This is a genomic window from Micromonospora sp. NPDC127501 (genome assembly GCF_040302185.1).
GTDB lineage: Bacteria > Actinomycetota > Actinomycetes > Mycobacteriales > Micromonosporaceae > Micromonospora.
In genome coordinates, this window is the sequence record NZ_JBEORJ010000009.1 from 230,930 (window position 1) to 252,591 (window position 21,662).

The 21,662-nt window shown below is 71.5% G+C and carries 22 protein-coding genes; 10 read left to right on the top strand and 12 right to left on the bottom strand.

Translation table 11 applies throughout. The features are described 5' to 3' along the window. Window positions 1–3: 3 nt before the first annotated feature. The 3 genes from ABTW72_RS21685 to ABTW72_RS21695 form a co-directional block, all read right to left on the bottom strand. A complete protein-coding gene (locus ABTW72_RS21685; RefSeq protein ID WP_350861308.1) occupies window positions 4–1,128 on the bottom strand; it encodes a glycosyltransferase family 4 protein in 1,125 nt (374 codons plus the stop codon). Beyond that, window positions 1,125–2,384, bottom strand: coding sequence for a M48 family metalloprotease (locus ABTW72_RS21690; protein WP_350861310.1), 1,260 nt, complete (start codon window positions 2,382–2,384; stop codon window positions 1,125–1,127). Before ABTW72_RS21690 ends, ABTW72_RS21685 begins: the two co-directional genes overlap by 4 nt. 102 nt (window positions 2,385–2,486) lie before the next feature. Further along, a complete protein-coding gene (locus ABTW72_RS21695; RefSeq protein ID WP_091407537.1) occupies window positions 2,487–2,705 on the bottom strand; it encodes a hypothetical protein in 219 nt (72 codons plus the stop codon). A gap of 220 nt (window positions 2,706–2,925) precedes the next feature. Here ABTW72_RS21695 and ABTW72_RS21700 point away from each other — a divergent pair, with 220 nt between their 5' ends. Next, on the top strand, window positions 2,926–3,459 hold the full coding sequence (locus ABTW72_RS21700) for a hypothetical protein (RefSeq protein WP_350861312.1): 534 nt from the start codon (window positions 2,926–2,928) through the stop codon (window positions 3,457–3,459). Window positions 3,460–3,524: 65 nt separating this feature from the next. On the opposite strand, the gene ABTW72_RS21705 is transcribed toward ABTW72_RS21700, so the two are convergent. Together ABTW72_RS21705 and ABTW72_RS21710 are read right to left on the bottom strand one after the other, a co-directional pair. Next, the gene (locus tag ABTW72_RS21705; protein WP_350861314.1) at window positions 3,525–4,244 is read right to left on the bottom strand and encodes a DinB family protein; all 720 of its coding nucleotides are present in this window, start codon (window positions 4,242–4,244) and stop codon (window positions 3,525–3,527) included. A 140-nt stretch (window positions 4,245–4,384) separates the two neighbouring features. Next, window positions 4,385–5,839 (bottom strand): NYN domain-containing protein, encoded by a 1,455-nt coding sequence (locus ABTW72_RS21710; protein WP_350861316.1) that lies wholly within the window; start codon window positions 5,837–5,839, stop codon window positions 4,385–4,387. A 127-nt stretch (window positions 5,840–5,966) separates the two neighbouring features. Between ABTW72_RS21710 and ABTW72_RS21715 the strand changes: the two genes are divergently transcribed. The 5 genes from ABTW72_RS21715 (at window position 5,967) to ABTW72_RS21735 (ending at window position 11,469) form a co-directional block, all read left to right on the top strand. After that, entirely contained in the window at window positions 5,967–7,721 is a 1,755-nt protein-coding gene (locus tag ABTW72_RS21715) for a DEDD exonuclease domain-containing protein (protein WP_350861318.1), read from the top strand. 126 nt (window positions 7,722–7,847) lie between these two features. Beyond that, entirely contained in the window at window positions 7,848–9,641 is a 1,794-nt protein-coding gene (locus ABTW72_RS21720; RefSeq protein WP_112582834.1) for a RelA/SpoT family protein, read from the top strand. 52 nt (window positions 9,642–9,693) lie between these two features. Then, entirely contained in the window at window positions 9,694–10,236 is a 543-nt protein-coding gene (locus ABTW72_RS21725) for an NUDIX hydrolase (protein WP_112582804.1), read from the top strand. Continuing rightward, window positions 10,233–11,102 carry a nucleotidyltransferase family protein gene (locus ABTW72_RS21730; protein ID WP_350861320.1) on the top strand — a complete coding sequence of 290 codons (870 nt, stop codon included), beginning with the start codon at window positions 10,233–10,235 and terminating at the stop codon, window positions 11,100–11,102. Before ABTW72_RS21725 ends, ABTW72_RS21730 begins: the two co-directional genes overlap by 4 nt. A gap of 79 nt (window positions 11,103–11,181) precedes the next feature. Beyond that, the gene (locus tag ABTW72_RS21735) at window positions 11,182–11,469 is read left to right on the top strand and encodes an Lrp/AsnC family transcriptional regulator (RefSeq protein ID WP_238680081.1); all 288 of its coding nucleotides are present in this window, start codon (window positions 11,182–11,184) and stop codon (window positions 11,467–11,469) included. 103 nt (window positions 11,470–11,572) lie between these two features. Here ABTW72_RS21735 and ABTW72_RS21740 read toward each other — a convergent pair whose 3' ends face one another. From ABTW72_RS21740 to ctaE, 5 genes are all read right to left on the bottom strand, one after another. Beyond that, a complete protein-coding gene (locus ABTW72_RS21740) occupies window positions 11,573–12,265 on the bottom strand; it encodes a DUF4142 domain-containing protein (RefSeq protein WP_350861322.1) in 693 nt (230 codons plus the stop codon). Between the two features lie 193 nt (window positions 12,266–12,458). Further along, window positions 12,459–14,090, bottom strand: coding sequence for a cytochrome bc1 complex cytochrome b subunit (qcrB, locus tag ABTW72_RS21745; RefSeq protein WP_350861324.1), 1,632 nt, complete (start codon window positions 14,088–14,090; stop codon window positions 12,459–12,461). Further along, entirely contained in the window at window positions 14,087–15,175 is a 1,089-nt protein-coding gene (gene qcrA, locus ABTW72_RS21750; protein WP_350861326.1) for a cytochrome bc1 complex Rieske iron-sulfur subunit, read from the bottom strand. Before qcrA ends, qcrB begins: the two co-directional genes overlap by 4 nt. 64 nt (window positions 15,176–15,239) lie before the next feature. Continuing rightward, window positions 15,240–16,076 carry a cytochrome bc1 complex diheme cytochrome c subunit gene (gene qcrC / locus ABTW72_RS21755; protein WP_091407516.1) on the bottom strand — a complete coding sequence of 279 codons (837 nt, stop codon included), beginning with the start codon at window positions 16,074–16,076 and terminating at the stop codon, window positions 15,240–15,242. Window positions 16,077–16,146: 70 nt separating this feature from the next. Beyond that, complete coding sequence (gene ctaE / locus ABTW72_RS21760) at window positions 16,147–16,746, bottom strand: aa3-type cytochrome oxidase subunit III (protein ID WP_112582810.1); 600 nt, start codon at window positions 16,744–16,746, stop codon at window positions 16,147–16,149. Window positions 16,747–16,854: 108 nt separating this feature from the next. On the opposite strand from ctaE, the gene ABTW72_RS21765 reads away from it, so the two are divergent. The 4 genes from ABTW72_RS21765 (at window position 16,855) to ABTW72_RS21780 (ending at window position 19,884) form a co-directional block, all read left to right on the top strand. Further along, the gene (locus ABTW72_RS21765; RefSeq protein WP_372494870.1) at window positions 16,855–17,775 is read left to right on the top strand and encodes a cytochrome c oxidase assembly protein; all 921 of its coding nucleotides are present in this window, start codon (window positions 16,855–16,857) and stop codon (window positions 17,773–17,775) included. Window positions 17,776–17,878: 103 nt separating this feature from the next. After that, window positions 17,879–18,274 (top strand): helix-turn-helix domain-containing protein, encoded by a 396-nt coding sequence (locus ABTW72_RS21770; protein ID WP_091407513.1) that lies wholly within the window; start codon window positions 17,879–17,881, stop codon window positions 18,272–18,274. Window positions 18,275–18,365: 91 nt separating this feature from the next. Next, window positions 18,366–19,409 (top strand): anthranilate phosphoribosyltransferase, encoded by a 1,044-nt coding sequence (gene trpD, locus ABTW72_RS21775; protein WP_091407511.1) that lies wholly within the window; start codon window positions 18,366–18,368, stop codon window positions 19,407–19,409. 274 nt (window positions 19,410–19,683) lie between these two features. Then, complete coding sequence (locus ABTW72_RS21780) at window positions 19,684–19,884, top strand: hypothetical protein (protein WP_350861329.1); 201 nt, start codon at window positions 19,684–19,686, stop codon at window positions 19,882–19,884. Between the two features lie 179 nt (window positions 19,885–20,063). Here ABTW72_RS21780 and ABTW72_RS21785 read toward each other — a convergent pair whose 3' ends face one another. Continuing rightward, complete coding sequence (locus ABTW72_RS21785) at window positions 20,064–20,489, bottom strand: cytochrome c oxidase subunit 4 (RefSeq protein WP_112676703.1); 426 nt, start codon at window positions 20,487–20,489, stop codon at window positions 20,064–20,066. A gap of 9 nt (window positions 20,490–20,498) precedes the next feature. Beyond that, complete coding sequence (ctaC, locus tag ABTW72_RS21790) at window positions 20,499–21,470, bottom strand: aa3-type cytochrome oxidase subunit II (RefSeq protein ID WP_350861331.1); 972 nt, start codon at window positions 21,468–21,470, stop codon at window positions 20,499–20,501. Window positions 21,471–21,662: the final 192 nt, after the last annotated feature.

The following is a 21,662-nucleotide window of genomic DNA, read 5'->3' on the forward strand; positions in this document are numbered from 1 at the left end:
CGATCAGCCGGCGAGCAGTGCCGCCATGCGTTCCGCCTGCGCCTCCCAGCGCCACTCCCGTTCCACCCACGCCCGGCCAGCCGCGCCCAGCTGACGGGCCAGGTCCCGGTCGGCGAGCAGCCGGGCGACCCGGTCGGCGAGCTGGGTGACGTCCCGACCGCGCACGACGTAGCCGGTCTCCCCCTCCCGGACCGCGTCCGGTGCGCCCCCGGAGTCACCGGCCACCACCGGCAGCCCGGCCGCGGACGCCTCCAGGTAGACGATGCCCAGCCCTTCGACGTCGAGGCCACGGTTGCGGGTGCGGCACGGCATCGCGTAGACGTCGCCGGCCGCGTAGTGCGCCGGCAACTCGACCGACGGCACCGTGCCGGTGAACACCACATCCCGTTCCACACCGGTCTGGCGGGCCAGCTTCTCCAGGGTCGCCCGGTACGGCCCGCCACCGACGATCAGCAGCGCCGCGTCGGGCACCCGGCGGCGGATCTCCGGTAGGGCCCGGATCAGGGTGTCCTGGCCCTTGCGCGGCACCAGCCGGGACACACAGACGACCACCGGCCGGTCGGTCAACCCGAGCCGGGCCCGGACCTGTTCACCGTCCACGCTCGGGTGGTAGGTGTCCACGTCGACCCCGGGCGCGAGACGGCGCAGGTCGGTCACCCCGTCCAGTACCCGGGCCAACCGGCTGCGGGTGTACTCGCCGAGATAGGTGGTCACGTCCACACCCCGACCGATGCGCCGCAGTGCCGGCCGGGCGGCCGGCACCGCCGCCCAACCGATCTCGTGGCCATGGGTCTGCGCCACCACCCGGTGGATGCCGGCGCGCCTCCGCAGGCCGGCCGCGAGCAGGCCCAACGGGGCCGCCGCGCCGAACCACACCGTGTCGCAGTCGTACGCGCGAGCCAACCGGGCCGCCCTGCGGGCGATCAACGGGGTGGGCAGCAACACCCGGGTGCGCTCCCGGATCACCTCGAACGGCTGGTCGGCGTCGAACTTCGCGGCTCCGCGCCAGCTCGACGCGTAGACGACCACCGAGCCGGCCGGTTGACGGACCGCGAGGTTGTGCACGAACGACTGGATCCCACCCGGGCGGGGCGGGAAGTCATTGGTGATCAGCAGGGTACGGCTCATCGGCCGACCTCCCGGGCGTACGCGCGGGCGGCGGCCATCCGCTCCACGGTGGACGGATGTGAGGCCGAGTAGAGGTATTCCCAGCGGGGCGGGTCGGGGTCGCCGAGGTTGACCGAGCCGAGCCGGCGCTGCATCGACTCGAAGGACTCCGGGTCGTTGGTGAGCGCGAGCGCGTGCGCGTCGGCCCGCGCCTCCACCCGTCGGGACATCAGCGCCTGCACCGGAGCGGCAACCAGCCCGGCCACCGTGACCAGGGCGACGAGCAGCGGGAACGCGCGCGGCTGGGCCACCGAGTCGACACCGGCCATCCGCAGCAGTGGCCCCCACGAGCCGAGCAGGTAGAGCGCCACCACGGCGGCCGCGGCGCCCAGCGCCCCGGTCAGCGTGCCGGCCGCCACGTCGGAGTCCTTCGCGTGCCCCAACTCGTGTGCCACGACGGCGGTCACCTCGGCCGGGGTCGCCTCGCGCAGCAGCGTGTCGTAGACGACCACCCGTCGGGTCGGCCCGAGACCGGAGACGTACGCGTTGACCGCCCTGGTGCGCCGGGAGGCATCGGCGACCAGCACGTCACGCACCGGCACCCCGTCGCGGGCGGCCATGCTCATCAGCTCGGTGCGCAACGGGCCCTGCTCCATCGGGGTGAACCTGTTGAACACCGGCTCCACCAGCACCGGCAGCACGAACGACAGCAGCACCACCAGCACCGCGGCGCCGGCCGCACCGAACGCCCACCACCAGCGTGGCGCGAGCCGGATGACCGCGTAGAAGCCGAACAGCGCCACCGCGCCGATCACCGCGCTGACGGCGTACGACTTGAGCAGGTCGACCGCCCAGCCGCTCCAGCCGTTGGTGCTCAACCCGTAGCGGGTGAGCACACTCTGCCGCCAGGCGGCGAACGGGAGCGTCACCAGGTCGGCGACGAGCACCACCGCAAGCCCGCCGAGCACAGCCTGTGCTGCCCAGTGCCCACCGAACGGCCGGCCCACCAGCTCGACCAGGCGACTGCCCAGCGGGGTCAACCCGAGCGCGAGGGCGATCAGCAGCGCAACGGCGAGCGCGGCATAGCCGCCGGGACGCAGCGCGGCCCGGAACTCCCGCCCCTTGGCCACCTGCTCCGCCGGCAGGTCGCCCAGCGCGGCGAGCTGGTCGGCCCGGGGTGCCGGCGGGCGGTGCCACGGGATGAGCAGCGCGGCCAGCACGACCAGCGCGATGGTCAGCCCGGCCAGGGTCAGCACCGCCCAGCCGCGCGGGGTCACCGCGTCACCGCCCGTTGTTCCCCGCCCATCGCGCCGCTCCTCCCGCCGTGACCGCTCATCCTATGGGCCGCGAGAAGCCCGCTTCCGGGCGCGGTGTCGCACTCAGGCGACGCGGCGGGTGGCACGACGGCGAGCTGCCTCCGGGCGCGCGGGCGCGGCCAGCACCTCCACGTCGAAGCCGGCACGGGCGAGCACCTCGATGGCCTCGACCTCGGCGGCGACCAACCCGGCCGCCGGGGACGTCTCGTCGAACAGGGCGGTCAGCGGGCAGCCGGAACAGCCGTCGGCCCGCTTCGCGCACCCGTCGCAGTCGATGAGCATCGTTCCTCCTGATCGGCTCGCGGCCCCCGGGCGACTCCTGTCGTCGCCGGCCGAGCACCGTCGGTGACATCGACACTAACCACCGGGTACGACAGGAACCCCGTCCGACCGCCCCTTTCAGGGCTAGATCCACTCCAGATCAGCGATATCGGGGTATCCCACCCGGCCGGAACCCCCGACATCAAGGAAGTCGTGTCGATCAAGCGAAGGAGGCCATCGTTTGGCCGACCGGCCACCCGGGCACTGGGCGACGGTGGCCGACGTCGATGCTTCGTCCGTCGTGGACTTCCGGTACTCCCCGCGCCGACATCGCCTCGCCAAGGTCCTCGCTGTGCTGGGGGCTGCGGCTCTCCTGGCTGCCTACGCGGCGCTGTTCGACGAGCCCTGGTGGCAGGCGCTCCTGCGGTTCGGCCTGATCGGCGTCGTCGTCGCGCTGACCACCAACTGGCAGCTACGCCGTCAGCCCCGTCTGCCGCTGCGGTTGACCGACGAGACGCTGCACCTGACCGGACCGAACGGGACCGGCCTCAGCATCGACTGGGTCAACATGACCAGCGCCCGGGTCCGAGGCCGCCTGGATCCGCGGCTGGTGGTCAGACCACTGGACCCGCAGCAGACGCGGCCGCCCATGCGACCCGGACAGTGGTCGACTCCCGGACGCGGCCCCTATGAGCTGGTCGTCCGGCTCTCCTGGATGAGGCCGGGCCCCGACGCACTGCGTCGTGAGCTGGCCCGGCGACTACCGACCACCTGACTGGCGACCGCCCGACCGGCCGAGCGCCGAAGTGCCCGAGCGCCGAGCAGCCGTTGGGCGAGGTCTCAGCCCTGCGCGTCGAGGTCACGCAGGGCGAAGCGGAGGTGCTGCCACTCCTCGTCGAAGATGACGTGAAGGCAGTGCAGGACTGACACCTGCTTCTCGGGCCACCAGGCAGCGGGCCGAGTCTCGGCGAGCAGGTCCGGCGTGACGGCTGCGAGAAAGTCGCGCACCATCGCCTGCCGCTCGGCCCGCAGGTCCAGGGTCTCGGCGAACGTCGGCTGCTCGACGGCGAAGATCGACATGTCGAAGCCGTCGGTCTCGTACTCGGCATGGGGTTGCCCGAGCGGGTGGAAGGGCTGCGGCAGGCGCAGGATCGCCTTGCCCAACCAGGTGTCGGCGGCGAACGCGAGGTGGCGCAGCGTCTGCGCGAACGACCACTCCCCGTCGACCGAGACGTCGACAGCACCCTCGGACATGGACACAGCCCGGTCGACCGCCGCCGCCCAGGCCCGTTCGAGTGCCGCCCACGCCACACGGAGGTCGTCCGGATTCGTGGCCTGCCGGAGGTCGCGCCCGGGAAATCGTCGGTTGAGCTCGGCCTCGACCAGCGGTACGACATCGACGCCGTTGATCAGGAAGGTGCCCTCGTTCAGCCACGGCGCGTCGATGTCCAGAGCATCCACATCGACGCCGCGCATCACCGCACCGGCCAGCGTCGACCTGTTGAACCGGGCGCCTCGCAGGTCCCGGTCGACGAAGACCTTGACGTCGTCCTGTGCCATGGCGACTCCCATCCCTCGGCGGTCGCGGCGATGCTAGCGCCGGGGTGGGACGGGTTGAGGCACAGTGCGACGCGTGGCGCGCCGGCCGGGCTCGCCAACCTGGCCGGGGCCCGACCCGTCGACGTGTCGGCCCGCCGCGGTCAGGAGCGGGCGAGCCGCCGTAGCAGCGAGTCCGCGCCCAGCGGGTACGCGCCGTGCCGGCGTACCCCGTCGGCGACCTCGCGGTCCGACGAGACCACGACCACCGGCCGGCCCGCCGGCTCGGCACGGACCAGTCGCCGGATCAGCTCGTCGGCGGTCTCACCCTTGCGGGAGAAGAGCACCCGTACGCCGCGCGGCGCGGGCGGCAGCCCGTGCATCCGCTCGGCGCCGTCGAAGACCACTGTGACCTCGTCGCCGGTCTGCGCGGCGATCCCGCCCAGGCCGGTGATCAGGCGTTTGCGCTGCTGCTCCAGGGACATCTCGCCGAAGCCACGCTTGGTGACGTTGTAGCCGTCCACCACGAGGTGCGCCCGGGGCAGGGCGAGCAACTGGTCGAGCCGGGCCGGGTCGTCGGTGTCGCGGGCGCGGGCGGCAGGGCCGGGCGGGGCGGTGCCCGGCTGCTCGGCGAACGCGTCGGCGACGAAGTCGGCGGGGAGTTTGTCCACCGGGTCGAGCGCCAGCTCCCGGCGCAGCCCGACGGCGGCCTGGCCGATGGTCTCCAGGAGCAGCCAGAGCCGGGCGTCGTCGACCGAGCGCGCCTCCTTGGCGCTGGCCCGGGCCACCCCGGCGGCGGCCTCGGCCTCGGCCAGCCGGGCCCGGGCGCGGCGGAGTTCGGCGTCCACGTCGGCGCTGGCGCGGGCGGCCCGACCGCGCTCGGTGGCCAACAGCTCGGTGGCCTTCCGTTCGCGGGCCTGGGTCTCCCGCAGGGTGCGGGCCACCTGGCGGGACTCCTCGCGGAGCTGACCCAGCTCCTCGCGGACGCGGGCCAGCTCGTCGCGGAGCTTCTCGGCCTCGACCCGGGCCACCGCGCGATCGTGCTCGGCCCGGGTGGCGCGCTGCTCGGCCTCGCGGACCAACTCGGCGACGACGGCGCTGTCCGCCTCGGCGCGCACGGCCGCCCCGCTGGCGTCGATCAGCTCCCGCCAGCCACGGGGCCGGGCCAGGTAGGCCAGCGCGGCCACCTCGACCGGGTCAGCAGCGGCCGGCGCGGTGCCCTCGACCACTGCCGCACCGAGGTCACCGGCGTCGCTCAGGACCCGCGCGGTGACCCGCTGCCGGAACAGCGGGTCGGCGGTGAGCTGGGCGGCGATGACCGGCGCGCCGAGCCGGGCGCGTCGGTTGGGGGCGAACTTGGCCACCCGGCGCAACGGCACCGGGACCTCGTCGGTGGGGAGGGTGGGCAGCACTGCGGCGGTCAGCGTCACGATCCGCTGCCGGACCGGCTCGGGCAGGGTCGGCTCCGGCTCGGCGGCGGGGCCGTCGCCCGTCGCCGTCTGGTCCGATGCGCCCGATGTGTCGTTGACTACGTTGTCGTCCGGGTTGCCCACAGCACCGTCGAGCGCGACCGGATCCTCCTGCGGGAGGTGGTCGTCGTACGGCTCGGTGAGGGGCATGTGGCAAGTCTCCCACCGCGACCGGGCCCACCGCCCGGTGAGTGAGCCGATCTCTCATCCTAGCCCCATGGTGACGGATGGGACGGCTGCGACGGGAGTGTCGGACCGGGGCGCTAGCGTGCCGCCGATGGCACAGGCGGAGTACGTCCAGGAGTCACTGGCCGGTCTCGACCCGGCGGTGGGCGGGGTGGACCCGGCGCTGCCGCTCTACGCGACGACGTTCGTGGTGGTCGACCTGGAGACCACCGGCGGCGCGCCGGACGGCGGCGGCATCACCGAGATCGGCGCGGTCAAGGTGCGCGGTGGCGAGCAGTTGGGGGTGCTGGCGACCCTGGTCAACCCGGGCCAGCCGATTCCGCCGTTCATCACCGTGCTGACCGGCATCACCCAGGCCATGCTGGTGCCGGCGCCGCCGATCGAGCAGGTGCTGCCGAGCTTCCTGGAGTTCATCGACGACGCGGTGCTGGTGGCCCACAACGCCCCGTACGACGTGGGCTTCCTCAAGGCCGCCTGCGCCAGGCACGGCTATCGCTGGCCCAACCCCCGGGTCCTGGACACGGCGGCGCTCGCCCGCCGGGTGCTGACCCGCGACGAGGTGCCCAACCGCAAGCTGGGCACCCTGGCCGCCTACTTCCGCACCGCCACCCAGCCCACCCACCGGGCGTTGGACGACGCGAAGGCCACCGTCGACGTGCTGCACGGGTTGATCGGTCGGCTCGGCGGGCACCGGGTGGACACGATCGGCGACGCCATCGAGTTCGCCCGCGCGGTCACCCCGACCCAGCGCCGCAAACGGCACCTGGCCGAGGGGTTGCCCAAGGTGCCGGGGGTCTACATCTTCCGGGCCGCCGACGACCGGCCGCTCTACGTGGGCACCTCGGTCGACATCGCCACCCGGGTGCGCAGCTACTTCACCGCGGGCGAGAAGCGTGCCCGGATCTCCGAGATGCTGGGCGCGGCCGAGCGGGTCGAGGCGGTGGAGTGCGCCCACTCGTTGGAGGCCGAGGTCCGTGAGCTGCGGTTGATCGCCGCGCACGCCCCTCCGTACAACCGCCGGTCCAAATACCCGGAACGAATGGTCTGGCTCAAGCTGACCGACGGTCCGTACCCTCGGCTGTCGATCGTCCGCGACCTCTCCCCCACCGACACCGCGTACCTCGGGCCGTTCACCTCCCGGCGGGCCGCCGAGCTGGCGGCCGCCGGTTTCCACGACGCGGTGCCACTGCGCCAGTGCACGCACCGGCTCTCGCTGCGCACCGTCACGCCGGCCTGCGCGCTGGCCGAGCTGGGTCGTTGCCCGGCGCCCTGCGAACACAAGATCACCCCCGAGGAGTACGACGACAGCGCCGCCGCGCCCTTCCGTACCGCGACGGCCAGCGACCCCCAGCCGGTGGTGGACGCCCTGCTCGCGCGGATCGACGTGCTCTCCCGCGATCAGCGCTACGAGGAGGCCGCCGTGGTGCGGTCCCGGCTGGCCGCCGTGCTGCGGGCCACCGTGCGGATGCAGCGGCTGGCCGCGCTGACCGGGATCGTCGAGTTGGCCGCGGCCCGGCCGGCCGCCCGGGGCGGCTGGGAGTTGGCGCTGGTCCGGCACGGCCGACTGGCCGGCGCGGGGGTGTCCCCGCCGGGTGTGCACCCGCGTCCCACGTTGACCACGATCCGGGCCACCGCCGAGACGGTGTCGGGCGGGCACGGTCCGGTGCCGGCCGCCACCGCCGAGGAGTCCGAGCGGATCCTGTCCTGGTTGGAGCGACCGGAGACCCGACTCGTCGAGATGTCCTCCGGTTGGTCCTCTCCGGCGAGTGGCGCGGCCCGGTTCCGTGACCTGCTGGCGAAGGCCGAGGGCGGCGCGTCCCACCAACTCTCGACCGAACGCTCATGACCAACTGACCGATCGGACTACGTCGACTCGCTTAGGCTGTTAGAGAAGTGCAGTCCTGCCCGATTCGTGGGCCTGCTCCCCCGCCGGGTTCCGGCGATGCGGAGCCGGGGTGAGGAGGTGTCCCTCGTGGACGTCGACGCCGGACACGGCGCCGCCCTGGGGGGCGCCCTGCCGACACAGCCGGGTGAGCTGCCGCTCGCCCGCCGGCTGCGGTCGCTGCTCAGCTGGCCGACCACCGACTCGGACCCGGTCACCCAACTGGTCCGCACCCATCGGGGCATCCACGCCGGCACCGACCCCGCGGTGCTGCGCCGTGCCTACACGATCGCGGAGAACATGCACCGCGGGCAGTTCCGCAAGAGCGGGGAACCGTACATCACCCATCCCCTCGCGGTGGCGCAGATCTGCGCCGAGCTGGGGATGGACACCACCACCCTGGTCGCCGCGCTGCTGCACGACACCGTGGAGGACACCCGCTACACCCTCCAGGCGCTCTCCGAGGACTTCGGCGGCGAGGTGGCCCACCTGGTCGACGGGGTGACCAAGTTCGACAAGGCGTTCTACGGCAAGGCCGCCGAGGCGGAGACGGTCCGTAAGATGATCGTCGCGGCCGCCAAGGACGTCCGGGTGCTGATCATCAAGCTGGCCGACCGGCTGCACAACATGCGGACGCTCGGGGTGCGCTCCGCGTCGTCGCGGGAACGGATCGCCCGCAAGACCCAGGAGGTGCTGGTCCCACTCTGTGACCGGCTGGGCATCCAGACCCTCAAACGCGAGCTGGACGACGTGGTGCTGCTGCACCTCGAGCCCGACGAGCACGCCCGGCTGGCCCGGCACGTGCACGATCGGCCGGGCTGGGATTCGTACCTCGACTCGGTGGTCACCCGGGCCCGGGTGGCGCTTCGCCGCAGCCGGGTCGACGCCGAGGTGAGCCCCCGTCCCCGGCACCTCTACTCGATCTGGAAGGACACCATCGCCGGCGGCCACACCGCCCCGTACGACCTGCCCCGCATCGTGGTGGTGGTCGACGGCCCGGCCACCGACTGTTACGCCGCGTTGGGCGCGATCCACGGCACCTGGCGACCGGTGCCCGGCCGTTTCAAGGACTTCATCGCCTCACCGAAGAACAACCTCTACCGTTCGCTGCACACCAGCGTCTGCGGCCCGCAGGACCGCACGGTGGAGGTGCTGATCCGCACCGAGGAGATGCACCGCTCGGCCGAGTACGGCATCGCCGCCGACTTCCGTTTCCCCCGCTCCGGCAGCAGCACCGCCGCGGCCCGCGCCGAACAGCTGGACTGGTTGCGCCGGGTGCTCGACTGGGAGCCGGACGCCGCCGACCCGGCACAGTTCTACGAGTCGCTGCGCTGCGACCTGGCCGAGGGGCAGATCCAGGTCTTCGCCGACGGCCGACAGGTCGTGCTGCCGGCCGGAGCCACGCCTGTCGACCTCGCGTACGAGCTGGGCAACGACCGGGGCGACCATTGCCTCGCCGCACGCATCAACGGTCGGCTGGCCCCGCTCAGTTCGGAGCTGGACGAGGGCGACGTGGTGGAGATCTTCACCGAGAACGACGGCGACAACGGCTTCGAGGCCGGTGTGGCACCGCGCGGCCCCCGGCGGGAGTGGCTGACCTTCGTCAAATCGCCACACGCGCAGATGCAGATCAACCGGTGGTTCGCCGAGCACACCGAGCCGGGCATCACGATCAGCGACAAGGTGCGCCTCGGTCGGGCCACCATCGGGCTCGCCCTCCGCCAGCACAACCGGGGCCTCGCCAGTGACCTGCCACTGCTGCGCCTCTCCGAGGAGTTGGGCTATCCCGACCTGGAGACCCTGCTGGTCGCGGTCTTCGACCGGGTGATCGAACCGGACACCGTGGTCCGCCAGCTCATCGACCTGGTCGACCATCGACAGTGACCTGGCGGCCCCAGCGCGTCCGAAGAACATTCGTGACCACTAGCCTGGAGTCATGATCCCCCGCTCCCGCGCCACCGGTCGGGCCCTCTTCTATCAGGCCTTCTACCGGCTGCCGCTGCCGGTGCGTCGGCGCCTGGTCCGGCTGGCCGTGCCCAAGTACATCGTCGGCGCGGTGACCCTGGTCCGGGACACCGAGGCGACGGGCGCGGGTCGGTTGCTCATGCTGCGCCAGCCGCCCGGCAAGGGTTGGTCACTCCCCGCCGGCCTGCTCAACCGGGGTGAGGCCCCGGTGGTGGGCGCGGCCCGTGAGCTGTTCGAGGAATCCGGCGTCCGGCTCCCACCGTCCCGGCTGCGTCCGGCGGTGCCGAACGCGATCGTGCACGCCAAGGGCTGGGTGGACATGGTCTTCGAGGCCGAGGTGCCGGCGTCCAGCACCGAGCTGACCGTCGACGGCGCGGAAGTCTTCGAGGCCGCCTGGCACCCCCTGGACGACCTGCCCAAGCTGACCTGGCCGACGGCCCGGCTGCTCGCCTACTACGACATCGGGCCGCTGGCCGGACAGTTCCCGCCGCCGGTGCCCGACGACACCCCGTGACCGTCGCGGCCGGTGTGCCGGCGGATCTGTGCGCGGTGGTGCTGGCCGCCGGCGAGGGCACGCGGCTGCGCCCGCTCACCGAACGGGTGCCCAAGGCGCTCTGCCCGGTGGGCAACGTGCCCCTGCTGGATCGGGCGTTGGCGCGACTGGCCGGCCTGGGCCTGACCGGTCCCGATCGGGTCGCGGTGAACGCCTGCTACCTCGGCGAGCAGGTGGTGGCGCACGTCGGCGACCGCGCACACCTGTCGGTGGAGCCGGGCGACCCGCTGGGCACCGCGGGTGGGGTGGCCAACCTGCGGGACTGGATCGACGGGCGCCCGGTGCTGGTCGGCAACGCCGACGCGTACCTCGCCGACCCGGCTGCTCCCCCCGGTCCGGACGTCGCCGCCCTGCTCGACGGCTGGGACGGGCACACCGTACGCCTGCTCGGCCAGCCCGCCGCGGACCCGGCGGCGCCGGGCACCTTCGCCGGGCACTGCTTCACCGGCTTCTCGCTGCTGCCCTGGCGGTTGGTCCGGGACCTGCCGGTCGTCTTCTCGGACCTGGTTCGCGCCGTGTGGCGTCCGGCCGAGGCCGCGGGCGCCCTGGCGGTGGTCCCCTACCCGGGCACCTTCTTCGACACCGGCACCCCGGCCGACTACCTGGCGGCCAACCTGCACGCCGCGGCCGGCGGCGTTCTCGTCGAGGAGTCCGCGACGGTGACCGGCCACTGCGTGGAGTCGGTCGTCGGCGCGGGCGCGCGGGTGGACGGCGACGTGTCCCGCACTGTGGTGTGGCCGGGCGCGACCGTACGGGCCGGTGAGCGGCTGCGGGACGTGATCCGGGCCGGGAGCGACCTGACCGTGCCCTGCCGCGCCCAGGGCTGAGCCCCGACGGCTCCCGCCTCCGGTCTCGGGCCAGAACATCTAGCATGGGCGACGACGCCGACGAACGGAGAAATGCCCCGTGATCACCGCGATCGTGCTGATCGACTGCGCCACCGATGCGATCCCCGAGGTGGCGGAGAACCTGGCCAACCTTCCCGGTGTCAGCGAGGTCTACTCGGTGGCCGGGCACGTCGACCTCATCGCCATCGTCCGGGTCCGCGAGTTCGACCAGATCGCCCAGGTCATCGCGGGCAGCATCTCCAAGGTCGAGGGCGTGCTCAACACCGAGTCGCACATCGCCTTCCGGGCGTACTCGCAGCACGACCTGGAGGAGGCGTTCGCGATCGGTCTGGCCAGCGCCGACTGACCCGCTCGCCGTTTCGAGGCCGTACCGGCCGCACGGCGGCGCGTCGCGCGCACAGGGCGGCCGGCCCACCGCGAGGGTGGACCGGCCGTCTGCTGTGGCTACGTCAGCTCTCGCTGGGAGCCGGTACCTCGGTGGTGCCGCCGCCCGGAGCCGGCGACTCGGTGCCGGTGCCGCCCGGAGCCGGCGACTCGGTGACAGTGCCGCCCGGAGCCGGCGACTCAGTGCCGGTGCCGCCCGGGCTGGGCGTACCGCTGGCGCTGGTCTGCGGAACCGGGATGCCCAGCTTGTTGGCGAGCGCCACCAACTCGTCGTAGTGCGTCTGCAGCGTCGGCAGCGCCGTCTGCGCCAACTGGACCACCGACTGCTCGGAGCCCTGCGAGATCTCCGTCTGGGTGGCCTGGATGGCCTGGACGTGGCCGGCCAGCTCACTGGTCACCCAGAGCCGGTCGAACTCCGCGCCGCTGGCGTTGTTCAGCCTGTCGATGACCGCCTGCTGATCGGCGCTGGGCTCGTTCGGCAGTTCCACCCCGAGCTGCGACGCGGTCTGCTGCACCGTCTGGTCCAGCTGGGTGTGGTCGGTCTTCAGCATCGCGCCCAGGTCCTTGACCCCCTGGTCCTGACCCTTCTGCTGAGCCAGGTCACCAGCGGTGATCTCGAACAGGTTGACCTGGTGTACCGCCTGCAGGTACTGGGTGTCCTGCGTTGACGGCTGTGCCGCGGCCTGCGCGGCCGCAGCCGGCGCGACACCGACCAGTACCAGCGCGGCCAACAGGCCGAGGCGTTTGATACCCAACATGCTTCCCCCCCTTGAGACGTTGGACCGCACGGATACCCGGCTCACCGGGGTTATTCCTGCGATCGCCCGTCGCGCGGGGTCGACCGGTCCGATCAGGGGCGTCCGACTCCTGGTCGGATGGGCCGGGGGGTGTGGATACGAAGGGGCGCCCGCCGGAATCCGGCGGGCGCCCCTCAACGGTGCGACTGGGCGGTCAGCGACGGCTCTCGCCGCTGCCGATCTCCTCGCGCTCGGGTCGGGCCTCGACCGGCGGGTGCCCCGGCGAGACCGGTGCCTCGACCGGCTTCTCGATCGGGTAGAAGAAGCCCCGGATGGCCGGCCCGAGGGCCCCCAACCGGTTCATCTTCTTGGGCACGACCCAGCCGACGTAGTCGAGCTGGCCGTGACCGTCCGCGTGCCCGTTGGACGCGCTGAGCGGCTGGTGCACCTCGACGAACCGGCCGTCCGGCAGGCGCCGGATGATGCCGGTCTCCACGCCGTGCGCGAGCACCTCCCGGTCGTGCTGCTGCAGACCCAGGCAGAGCCGGTAGGTGACGTAGTACGCCAGCGGCGGGACCACCAGCAGGCCGATCCGGCCCGCCCAGGTCATCGCGTTCAGGCTGATCTGGAACTTGTCCGCGATCACGTCGTTGGCGCCGGAGAGCGTCAGCACGATGTAGAACGAGACGGCCATGGCGCCGACCGCGGTCCGGGCCGGAGCGTCCCGGGGACGCTCGAGCAGGTTGTGGCTCTTGCGGTCCTTGAGGTGCCGGGCTTCCAGGAACGGGTACATCGTCGACAGGCCCACCAGGATGCCGGGCAGCACGACCGTCGGCCAGAACAGCGGCGGGATGACGTACCCGTCGCCGATCGGGATGGGGATCTCCCAGGCCGGCATGAGTCGGGTCGACCCGTCGAGGAACATGACGTACCAGTCGGGCTGGCTGGCGGCCGAGACCACCCACGCCTCGTACGGGCCGAACAACCAGATCGGGTTGATCTGGAACAGACCGCCCATCAGCGCGATGACGCCGAAGACGACCATGAAGAAGCCGCCCTGCTTCAGCGCGTACCGCGGGAACATCCGCTCGCCGACCACGTTGTTGTTGGTCCGGCCGGGGCCGGGCCACTGGGTGTGCTTCTGCTTGAACACCAGACCCAGGTGAACGCTGATCAGCGCGACCAGCAGACCCGGGATGAGCAGCACGTGGGCGATGAAGAACCGGCTGATGATGATCGTGCCGGGGAACTCGCCGCCGAAGATCGACGAGGTGACCCAGGAGCCGATCACCGGGATGGACAGCATGATCGCCGAGGCGATCCGCAGGCCGGTGCCGGACAGGCCGTCGTCCGGCAGCGAGTAGCCGGTGAAGCCGGCCAGGAAGCCGACCCAGAACAGCAGCGAACCGATGATCCAGTTGGTCTCACGCGGCTTGCGGAAGGCGCCGGTGAAGAAGACGCGCAGCATGTGCACGACGATCGCGGCCATGAACAGCAGCGCTGCCCAGTGGTGCATCTGCCGCATCACCAGACCGCCGCGGACATCGAACGAGATGTCCAGGCTGGAGGCGTACGCGGCGGACATCGGGGTGCCCTGCAACGGCGCGTAGCTGCCGTCGTAGACCACCTCGGTCATCGCCGGCTCGAAGAAGAAGGTGAGGAACACACCGGTCAGCAGCAGCACGATGAACGAGAACAGCGCGATCTCGCCGAGCAGGAAGGACCAGTGGTCCGGGAAGACCTTGTTCAGCAGCTTGCGCAGCGGGGTGGCCACCGCGAAGCGGTCGTCCACTCCCACCGCGGCCTTGCCCGGCGTCGCCGCAAGGTCAAACTTTCGACGCTTCATGGCCGCTCCCAGAAATCAGGCCCGACGGTCTCGGTGTAGTCGGACTTCGCCACGAAGAAGCCCTCGGAGTCCACCTCGATCGGCAGCTGCGGCAGCCGCCGGCTGGCGGGGCCGAAGACTGGCCGGGCGTTGTCGGTGATCAGGAACTGGGACTGGTGGCACGGGCAGAGCAGCCGGTTGGTCTGCTGCTCGTACAGGCTGGCCGGGCATCCCGCGTGCGTGCAGATCTTGGAGAACGCCGCGTAGTTGCCCCACATGTAGTCACCGTGGCCGACCTTCTCGTTGGCCCGGCGCGACTCCTGCGCGTCGGAGTCGCGGAGGTGGATCAGCAGCGTCGGTGAGTCGGCGTGCCTGTTGCTCACGCCGTGGTCGATGCCGGGGAAGACGGTCAACTGCCCACCGGTGCTGATGTCCGCCGGGCGGATCGGCCGGCCGTCCTCGCGGACCAGACGGATCCGCTGGCCGCCCTCGGCCGCTGCGAACCCGGTGGTGAACATCTGGTTGTTCTTGTGCGGCTGCGAGATCAGGCCGCCGACCAGCGGCGCCGCGGCGACCGCGGCGACCGGCGCGAGACCGGCCAGCAGCGAGATGCCGAGCAGGGGGCGACGCTTCACGCCCAGCTCGTCCGCCATGTAGAGCATGGTCTGGCCGGTGATGGTGCGGCCTTCGGAGTCCACCTGGCCCTCGTGCCGGTCCTGGATCGAGACCTCCTTGGGCAGCAACTTCTTGCCCCAGGTCAGGATGCCGAAGCCGACGGCGAGCAGCGCCACGCCGAGGGTGAAGCCGAGCAGCGGGGTGTAGAACTTGTCGCCGCCCCGGCCCGCCTCGTACTGCCACGGCCACCAGATGTAGATGGCCAGGAAGGCGGTCGCGGCCAGGCCGGTGATCAGGAAGAAGCCGGCGACCACCCGGGTCAGCCGACGCTCCGCCTTGGTGCCCGGCAGCACCTGCGGCTCGTAGTGGACGATCTCGATGTCGTCCCGGCGCGCGCCCTCACGAACGATGTCGAAACGGGTCAGCTTGGGGTCGTTCACGTCGAGCGGCTCCGGGCCCTGTGGGGCCTGGTGCTCGGTGTGGGTGCTCATGCCGTCACCTCGCTACGGGTGGCGCCGAGCGGCACCACAGCACTGAATCGGATGGCCTGCTCGATCACGACTTACCCGCAATCCACAGGCTAGCGAAGACGAGCGCCACGATGCCAACCAGGAAGATCGCCAGGCCCTCGGTGGACGGGCCGTACCGCCCGAGGTTGAACCCGCCCGGGTCCTGGTCGTGCTTCAGCGTCTCCTGGATGTAGGCGATGATGTCGGCCTTCTGCTCCGGCCGGAGCTGGTTGTCGCCGAACACCGGCATGTTCTGCGGGCCGCTCAACATCGCCGCGTAGATCTGGCGGTCGGTCGCGGGGTGCAGGCTCGGGGCGAACTTGCCCGAGGAGAGCGCACCACCGCCGCCACCGAAGGCGTGGCACTGCGAGCAGTTGATCCGGAACAGCTCACCGCCGGCGGCGATGTTGCCGTCCTCGCGGAGGTCGTCGCCCTCGGGCACGACCGGGCCGCCGCCAAGCTCCTGGATGTACTGGGCCAGCTGACGGGTCTGCTCGTCGGTGAAGACCGGGGGCTTGCGGTGCGCCTGGGCCTCCTGGCGGGCCAGCGGCATCCGCCCGGAGCTGACCTGGAACTCGACAGATGCCGCGCCGACGCCGATCAGGCTCGGCCCGCGGCCCTCGACACCCTGGGCGTTGCGGCCGTGGCAGGTCACGCAGCTCACGTCGAACAGCGCCTTGCCCTCGGCGGCGGCGCCGGTCAGCTGCGGGTTGTCCTGCGCCTGGGCGCCCGGGGCGAAGACGGTGTACGCGCCACCGGCGAGCATCAGCGCGGCGATCAGCCGGACCGCGGCGCCCAGCCGGCGGCGGCCCCTGCTGCGCGCGGCGGGCCGCTCACGCAACCGCGCGAGCAGACCGCGTCGGCGGTCGTTGTCAGAAGTCATGAGCGGTGTCCTTAACCGGTTGGACCTGTCTCAGGGGACGGAGCAGCAGCGCGGAATGTGACGCGCAAGATCACTGGAGCCAGTAGATCATGGCGTACAGCCCGATCCACACGACGTCGACGAAGTGCCAGTAGTACGACACGACGATCGCCGACGTCGCCTGCGCCGGAGTGAACCGGCCCATGGTCGTACGGACCATGAAGATGATGAAGGCGATCAGACCACCGGTCACGTGCAGGCCGTGGAAGCCGGTGGTCAGGTAGAACACCGACCCGTACCCGTCTTCGTTGATCTTGATGCCGTCGGCGACCAGGTGCCGGTACTCGTTCAGCTGGCCGAGGACGAAGATCAGGCCCATCACGAAGGTGACGGTGAACCAGCGCCGCAGCGCGTGCACGTCACCCTTCTCCGCCGCGAAGACGCCGAGCTGGCACGTCACCGAGGACAGCACCAGGATCACCGTGAAGGTGGTCGCGTACGGGATGTTCAGCGCCTCGGTGTGCTTCTCCCACTGCTCCGGCGCAGCCGCGCGGATGGAGAAGTACATCGCGAACAGCGCCGCGAAGAACATGAGTTCGCTTGAGAGCCACACGATCGTCCCGACACTGACCATGTTTGGTCGGGTCAGAGAGTGGATCCGGCTCTTGTCAATGGCTGGGGCCGCAGTCACGCCGTCATTATTGCCCCTGACCGGGGCCGCCGATCAGCGGGGTGGCAAACCTGCGCCTTCCGTGGCCCGAGCGTCAGGGTCCGGTTCGCCTGGCCTAGCCTGAAAAGCGTGCTGCACGTCGATCCGATCTTCGCCGCCACCTCGGCCCCGCCGCCGTTCACCGTCGGCGCGGTGCTGACCGAGACCCGGCTGGACAGCTGGCTGGCCCTCGGCCTGGTGCTCGCCGCCGGCCTGTACCTCTACGGGGTGTACCGGCTGCGCCTGCGCGGCGACCGCTGGCCGATCGCCCGTACCGTGTTCTTCCTCGGCCCCGGCCTGGGCGGCATCGCGCTCGTCACGGTCAGCGGGCTGCACGCGTACGACACCGCGCTGCTGTCCGTGCACATGATCCAGCACATGGTGCTCTCCATGGTGGCGCCGATCTTCCTGGCGCTGGGCGCGCCGATGACCCTGGCCCTGCGGACCCTGCCGGTCGGGCCGCGCAAGCGCCTGCTCGCGATCGTGCACAGCCGCGTCGCCCGGGTCTACAGCTTCCCGCTGGTGGCGTTCGCCATCTTCGTGGTCAACCCGTTCGTGCTGTACTTCAGTGATCTGTACCGCTACACCCTCGAACACGCCTGGGCGCACGAGCTGGTGCACGCGCACTTCATCATGACCGGCTGCGTGTTCTTCTGGCCGCTGCTCGGCCTCGACCCGCTGCCCGGCCGCTGGCCCTACCCGGCGCGTGCGCTGCTGATGCTGCTCTCCGTGCCGTTCCACACAGTGCTCGGCCTCACCATCATGCAGAGCAGCACGCTCTTCGGCGGCGACTGGTACCCGTCGCTCAACCTCGGTTGGGTCGACCCGTGGCAGGACCAGGTGGTGGCCGGCGGCATCCTGTGGGCCGGTGGCGAGTTCGTCAGTGTGACCATGCTCGCGGTGCTGGTGGTGCAGTGGGTCAAGCAGTCCGAGCGGGAGGCCCGCCGGGTGGACCGCGAGCTGGACCGCCAGGAGGCCCGCGAACGCGCAGCCGACGCCGCGCCCGCCTGAGCTGCCCGGACGGTACGCCCCGACGCGCGACGCCGGGCGGGATGTCGGCTACGTCACGCCGACCGGTACGATCTGCGGGCAGCTACGAGGTGGGAGTTCCGGCATGACCGATCGTCTTTGCACCGTGTTGCTCTACAGCGACGACCCGCAGGTCCGTGATCGGATGCGGATGGCTGTTGGCACCCGGCCAGCTCCCGGTCTGCAGATCGAGTTCGTCGAGGCGTCGACCTACGCGGAGACCATCCGGCTGGTCGACGACTACGAGATCGACCTGCTGCTGCTCGACGGTGAGGCGAGCCCGGGTGGTGGCATCGGCATCGCGCGCCAGGTCAAGGACGACCGGGACGACGCTCCCCCGACCTGCCTGGTGATCGCCCGCGCCGCCGACCGATGGCTCGCCGCGTACGCCGAGGTCGACGCGACGCTGGTGCACCCGCTCGACCCGGTGACCACCGGCGGCACGGTGGCCGAGCTGCTGCGGACGCACGCACCCGCCTGACGTCCCACGCTCCTCCGGCACCCCCACGGCGCCGGATCTCCTCGGCGCCGGTTCCAGCCCACCCGCACTTCGCATGCTCGGGAGGCCCGCCATGGGCGATCGGACCTGGCCGCACCTGCTCAACGCGCTGCTGCGCGGTGACGAACTCTCCACTGCCGACACCGCCTGGGCGATGGACGAGATCATGACCGGCTCGGCGAGCGCGGCGCAGATCGCCGCCTTCGCCGTGGCGCTGCGGGCCAAGGGCGAGACCCCTGCGGAGCTGGCCGGCCTGGTGGAGGCGATGCTCGGTCGCGCGGTCCCGGTGGCGCTCCCCGAGGAGCTGCGTCGTACCGCGCTCGACGTGGTGGGCACCGGCGGTGACCTCGCCCACACGGTGAACATCTCCACCATGACGGCGCTGGTGGTCGCCGGCACGGGCGTCCGTGTCGTAAAGCACGGCAACCGGGCTGCCTCCTCCCTGTGCGGCACCGCCGACCTGCTGGAGTTCCTCGGCATCCCGCTGGATCTCGGCCCGGAGCAGGTTGCCCGCTGTGTCGAGGAGGCCGGCATCGGGTTCTGCTTCGCGGCCCGCTTCCACCCCGGGATGCGGCACGCCGGCCCGGTCCGCCGCGAGGTGGGCGTGCCCACCTTCTTCAACTTCCTCGGCCCGCTGACCAACCCGGCCCGTCCCCGGGCCGGCGCGGTCGGCTGCTTCGACCTGCGGATGGCCCCGGTGATGGCCAGCGTGTTCGCGGCCCGTGGTGACTCGGCGATCGTGATGCGCGGCGAGGACGGGCTGGACGAGTTCACCACCGCCGCGCCGACCCGGATCTGGGCGGCCCAGGGCGGCACCGTACGCGAGGCTGTGCTGGACGCGACCGACCTGGGCGTACCTCGGTCCACCCTCGCCGACCTGCGCGGCGGTGACGCCGCGTACAACGCTGGCGTGGCCCGTCGCCTGCTGGCCGGCGAGACGGGCCCGGTCCGGGACGCGGTGCTGGTCAACGCGGCGGCGGCGCTGGCCACCCAGGGCCCGCTGGACGGTGACCTGACCGAGGCGCTCCGCGCCGGCCTGGCCCGCGCGGCCGAGTCGATCGACTCCGGCGCGGCCGCCGCGACCCTGGACCGCTGGATCGAGACCGCCACCGCCTGACCTCACCGCCGCCCGACCCGTCGGCGCCGTCCGCGGGCGGCGTCTGGGCCGGTGATCGACTCGGGTTCCGTGAAGCCGCGGTGTCCGGGCAACCTGGATGCCCCGACGTCAGTGATGTCGAGTGGATCACGCGCGGCTGTCGGCCAGCGGGCGACGGTGCGCGGAGATTTGTCGGACCCGTCTGGGAAACTACAGCTGAGTAGTTCTCTGCTGCCGTCGGTGCGTGGCTGTCGCATCCGGGGGCGGTCCGCCTGATATCCGAGAGGAGACGCCCGTGTCGCATCGCGAGCTCTACTGCGACGTCTGCGAGGGCGTGGCGCTGTTCGAGGCTCCGCCCTGCGTCGACGGCCACGGCACCGACTGTCCGGAGCTGATCTGCATCGACTGCGGCGCCGCCGTGGTGGTCAGCGCGTTCGCCTTCCCGGTCACCCCGTTGGCCGTCCGCCGCCGCCAGCCCGCCCGCCGCGCCGCCTGACCACAGCACCGCCCGACCGCAGCGCTGCCCAGCGGCCCGCGCCGCCTAGCAGCCCGCGCCGTCCAGCCCTCTGACCGCCGCGCCACCGAGGCGGGGTGGAACATGACCGAAGGCCCGCTCCCCCACTCGGGGAACGGGCCTTCGTCGTGCCGGGTCGGTCGCGACGGCGACCGGGTGGGTCAGTGCTCGGCGGTACGCCGGGTGCCGCTGTAGTACTCGAACAGGAGCCCACAGGCGGAGAAGACGACGGCCAGCAGGCCGGCACCGATCAGCCAGTACTGCCAGAACACCATGCCGAGCGCGGCGATCGCGGCGGCCAGCGCCAGTCCGAACGGCCAGTAGCTGCCCGGGCTGAAGAAGCCGACCTCACCAGCGCCGTCGGCGATCTCGGCGTCGGGGCGGTCCTCCGGGCGCAGGTCGATGCGGCGCGAGACGAACCAGAAGAAGCCACCGCACATCGAGCAGAGCAGGAACGACAGCAGCAGGGCGACGGTGCCGACCCACTCGATGCCGCCCGACTCACCGTTCGTCCAGGCGCCGTAGAGGATGGTGGCACCGAAGAGGAACCCGGCGATGATCAGGAAGATACGCCACTCGGTCTTCATGCGGCTGCCTCAGCTTCCCGTGCGGGCCGGAACGTCGTCCGGGTTGAAGTTGTCCTGCGTCCGCCGCGTGTCGAACGGCCGGGTGGTCGTCGCGTACGGCTGCTCACCGATCGCGGACAGCGCGTCCTGGGTCGACTTGCCGCTCTGCTTGGCAGCGAGGAACTGGTCGTACTTCTCCGGCGAGACCACCCGCAGCTCGAAGTTCATGAACGCGTGGTAGCTGCCGCACAGTTCGGCGCAGCGCCCGACGTAGGCACCCTCGGCGTCCAGGCTGGAGACCTCGAACACGTTGCGGATCTTGCCCGGCATGACGTCCCGCTTGAAGAGCAGCTCCGGCACCCAGAACGAGTGGATGACGTCGCGGCTGGTCTCCTCGAACCGGATGGACCGGTTGGTCGGCAGCACCAGCACCGGGATGACCTCACTGGTGCCGAGCGTCGACGCGGTGGTGCGGGCTTCCGTGCCCTGGCCGTCCCGGTAGTTGAACTGCCAGTTCCACTTGAACGCGACGACCTCGACCGTGACGTCCGGGTTCTTCGACAGCTTGTCGACGTCGGTCTGCACGATCGCCGTGTAGTAGAAGAGCACGGAGACGATCAGGATCGGCGCGATGGTGTACAGGAACTCCATCGGCATGTTGTAGCGGGTCTGCACCGGCAGCGCGTTGCCACGCTTGCGGTAGCGCACGACGCACCAGAAGATCAGGCCCCACACGAAGACGCCGACCGCGAGCGCGGCGATGCAGGAGGCGATCCACAGGTCGTACATCCGCTTGGACTCCGCCGAGATGCCGCCCTGCGGCCAGCCGAAGCCGTCGAACGTCTGACCCACGTCACAGCCCGTGAGCAGAACCAGCAACGCCACGCCACCGAGACCGAGCCCGGCCAGGCGACCAGCACCACGCCCCCGGCGTCCACCAACCCCTGGGGAAGCGCTGTGCCGTACGGCCGACGGCCGTACCTCCGAACTCCTTGCGACCACCTGGTCCTGCCTCCCTAGCGCGCCGCGGTGCGTCTTTCCTCAGCACCCGCGGCAAAGGCGTCACCGACGGTCGCAGATTACTCGACCATGACGGACTCGGCCGTGGTGGGGTCACTGTCCGGCCCCCATCGGGGGGATCCTAGGCATACCGCCGCGATAGCGTCTTGGTCTGTGAGCGCGAGGAGTGAGCCG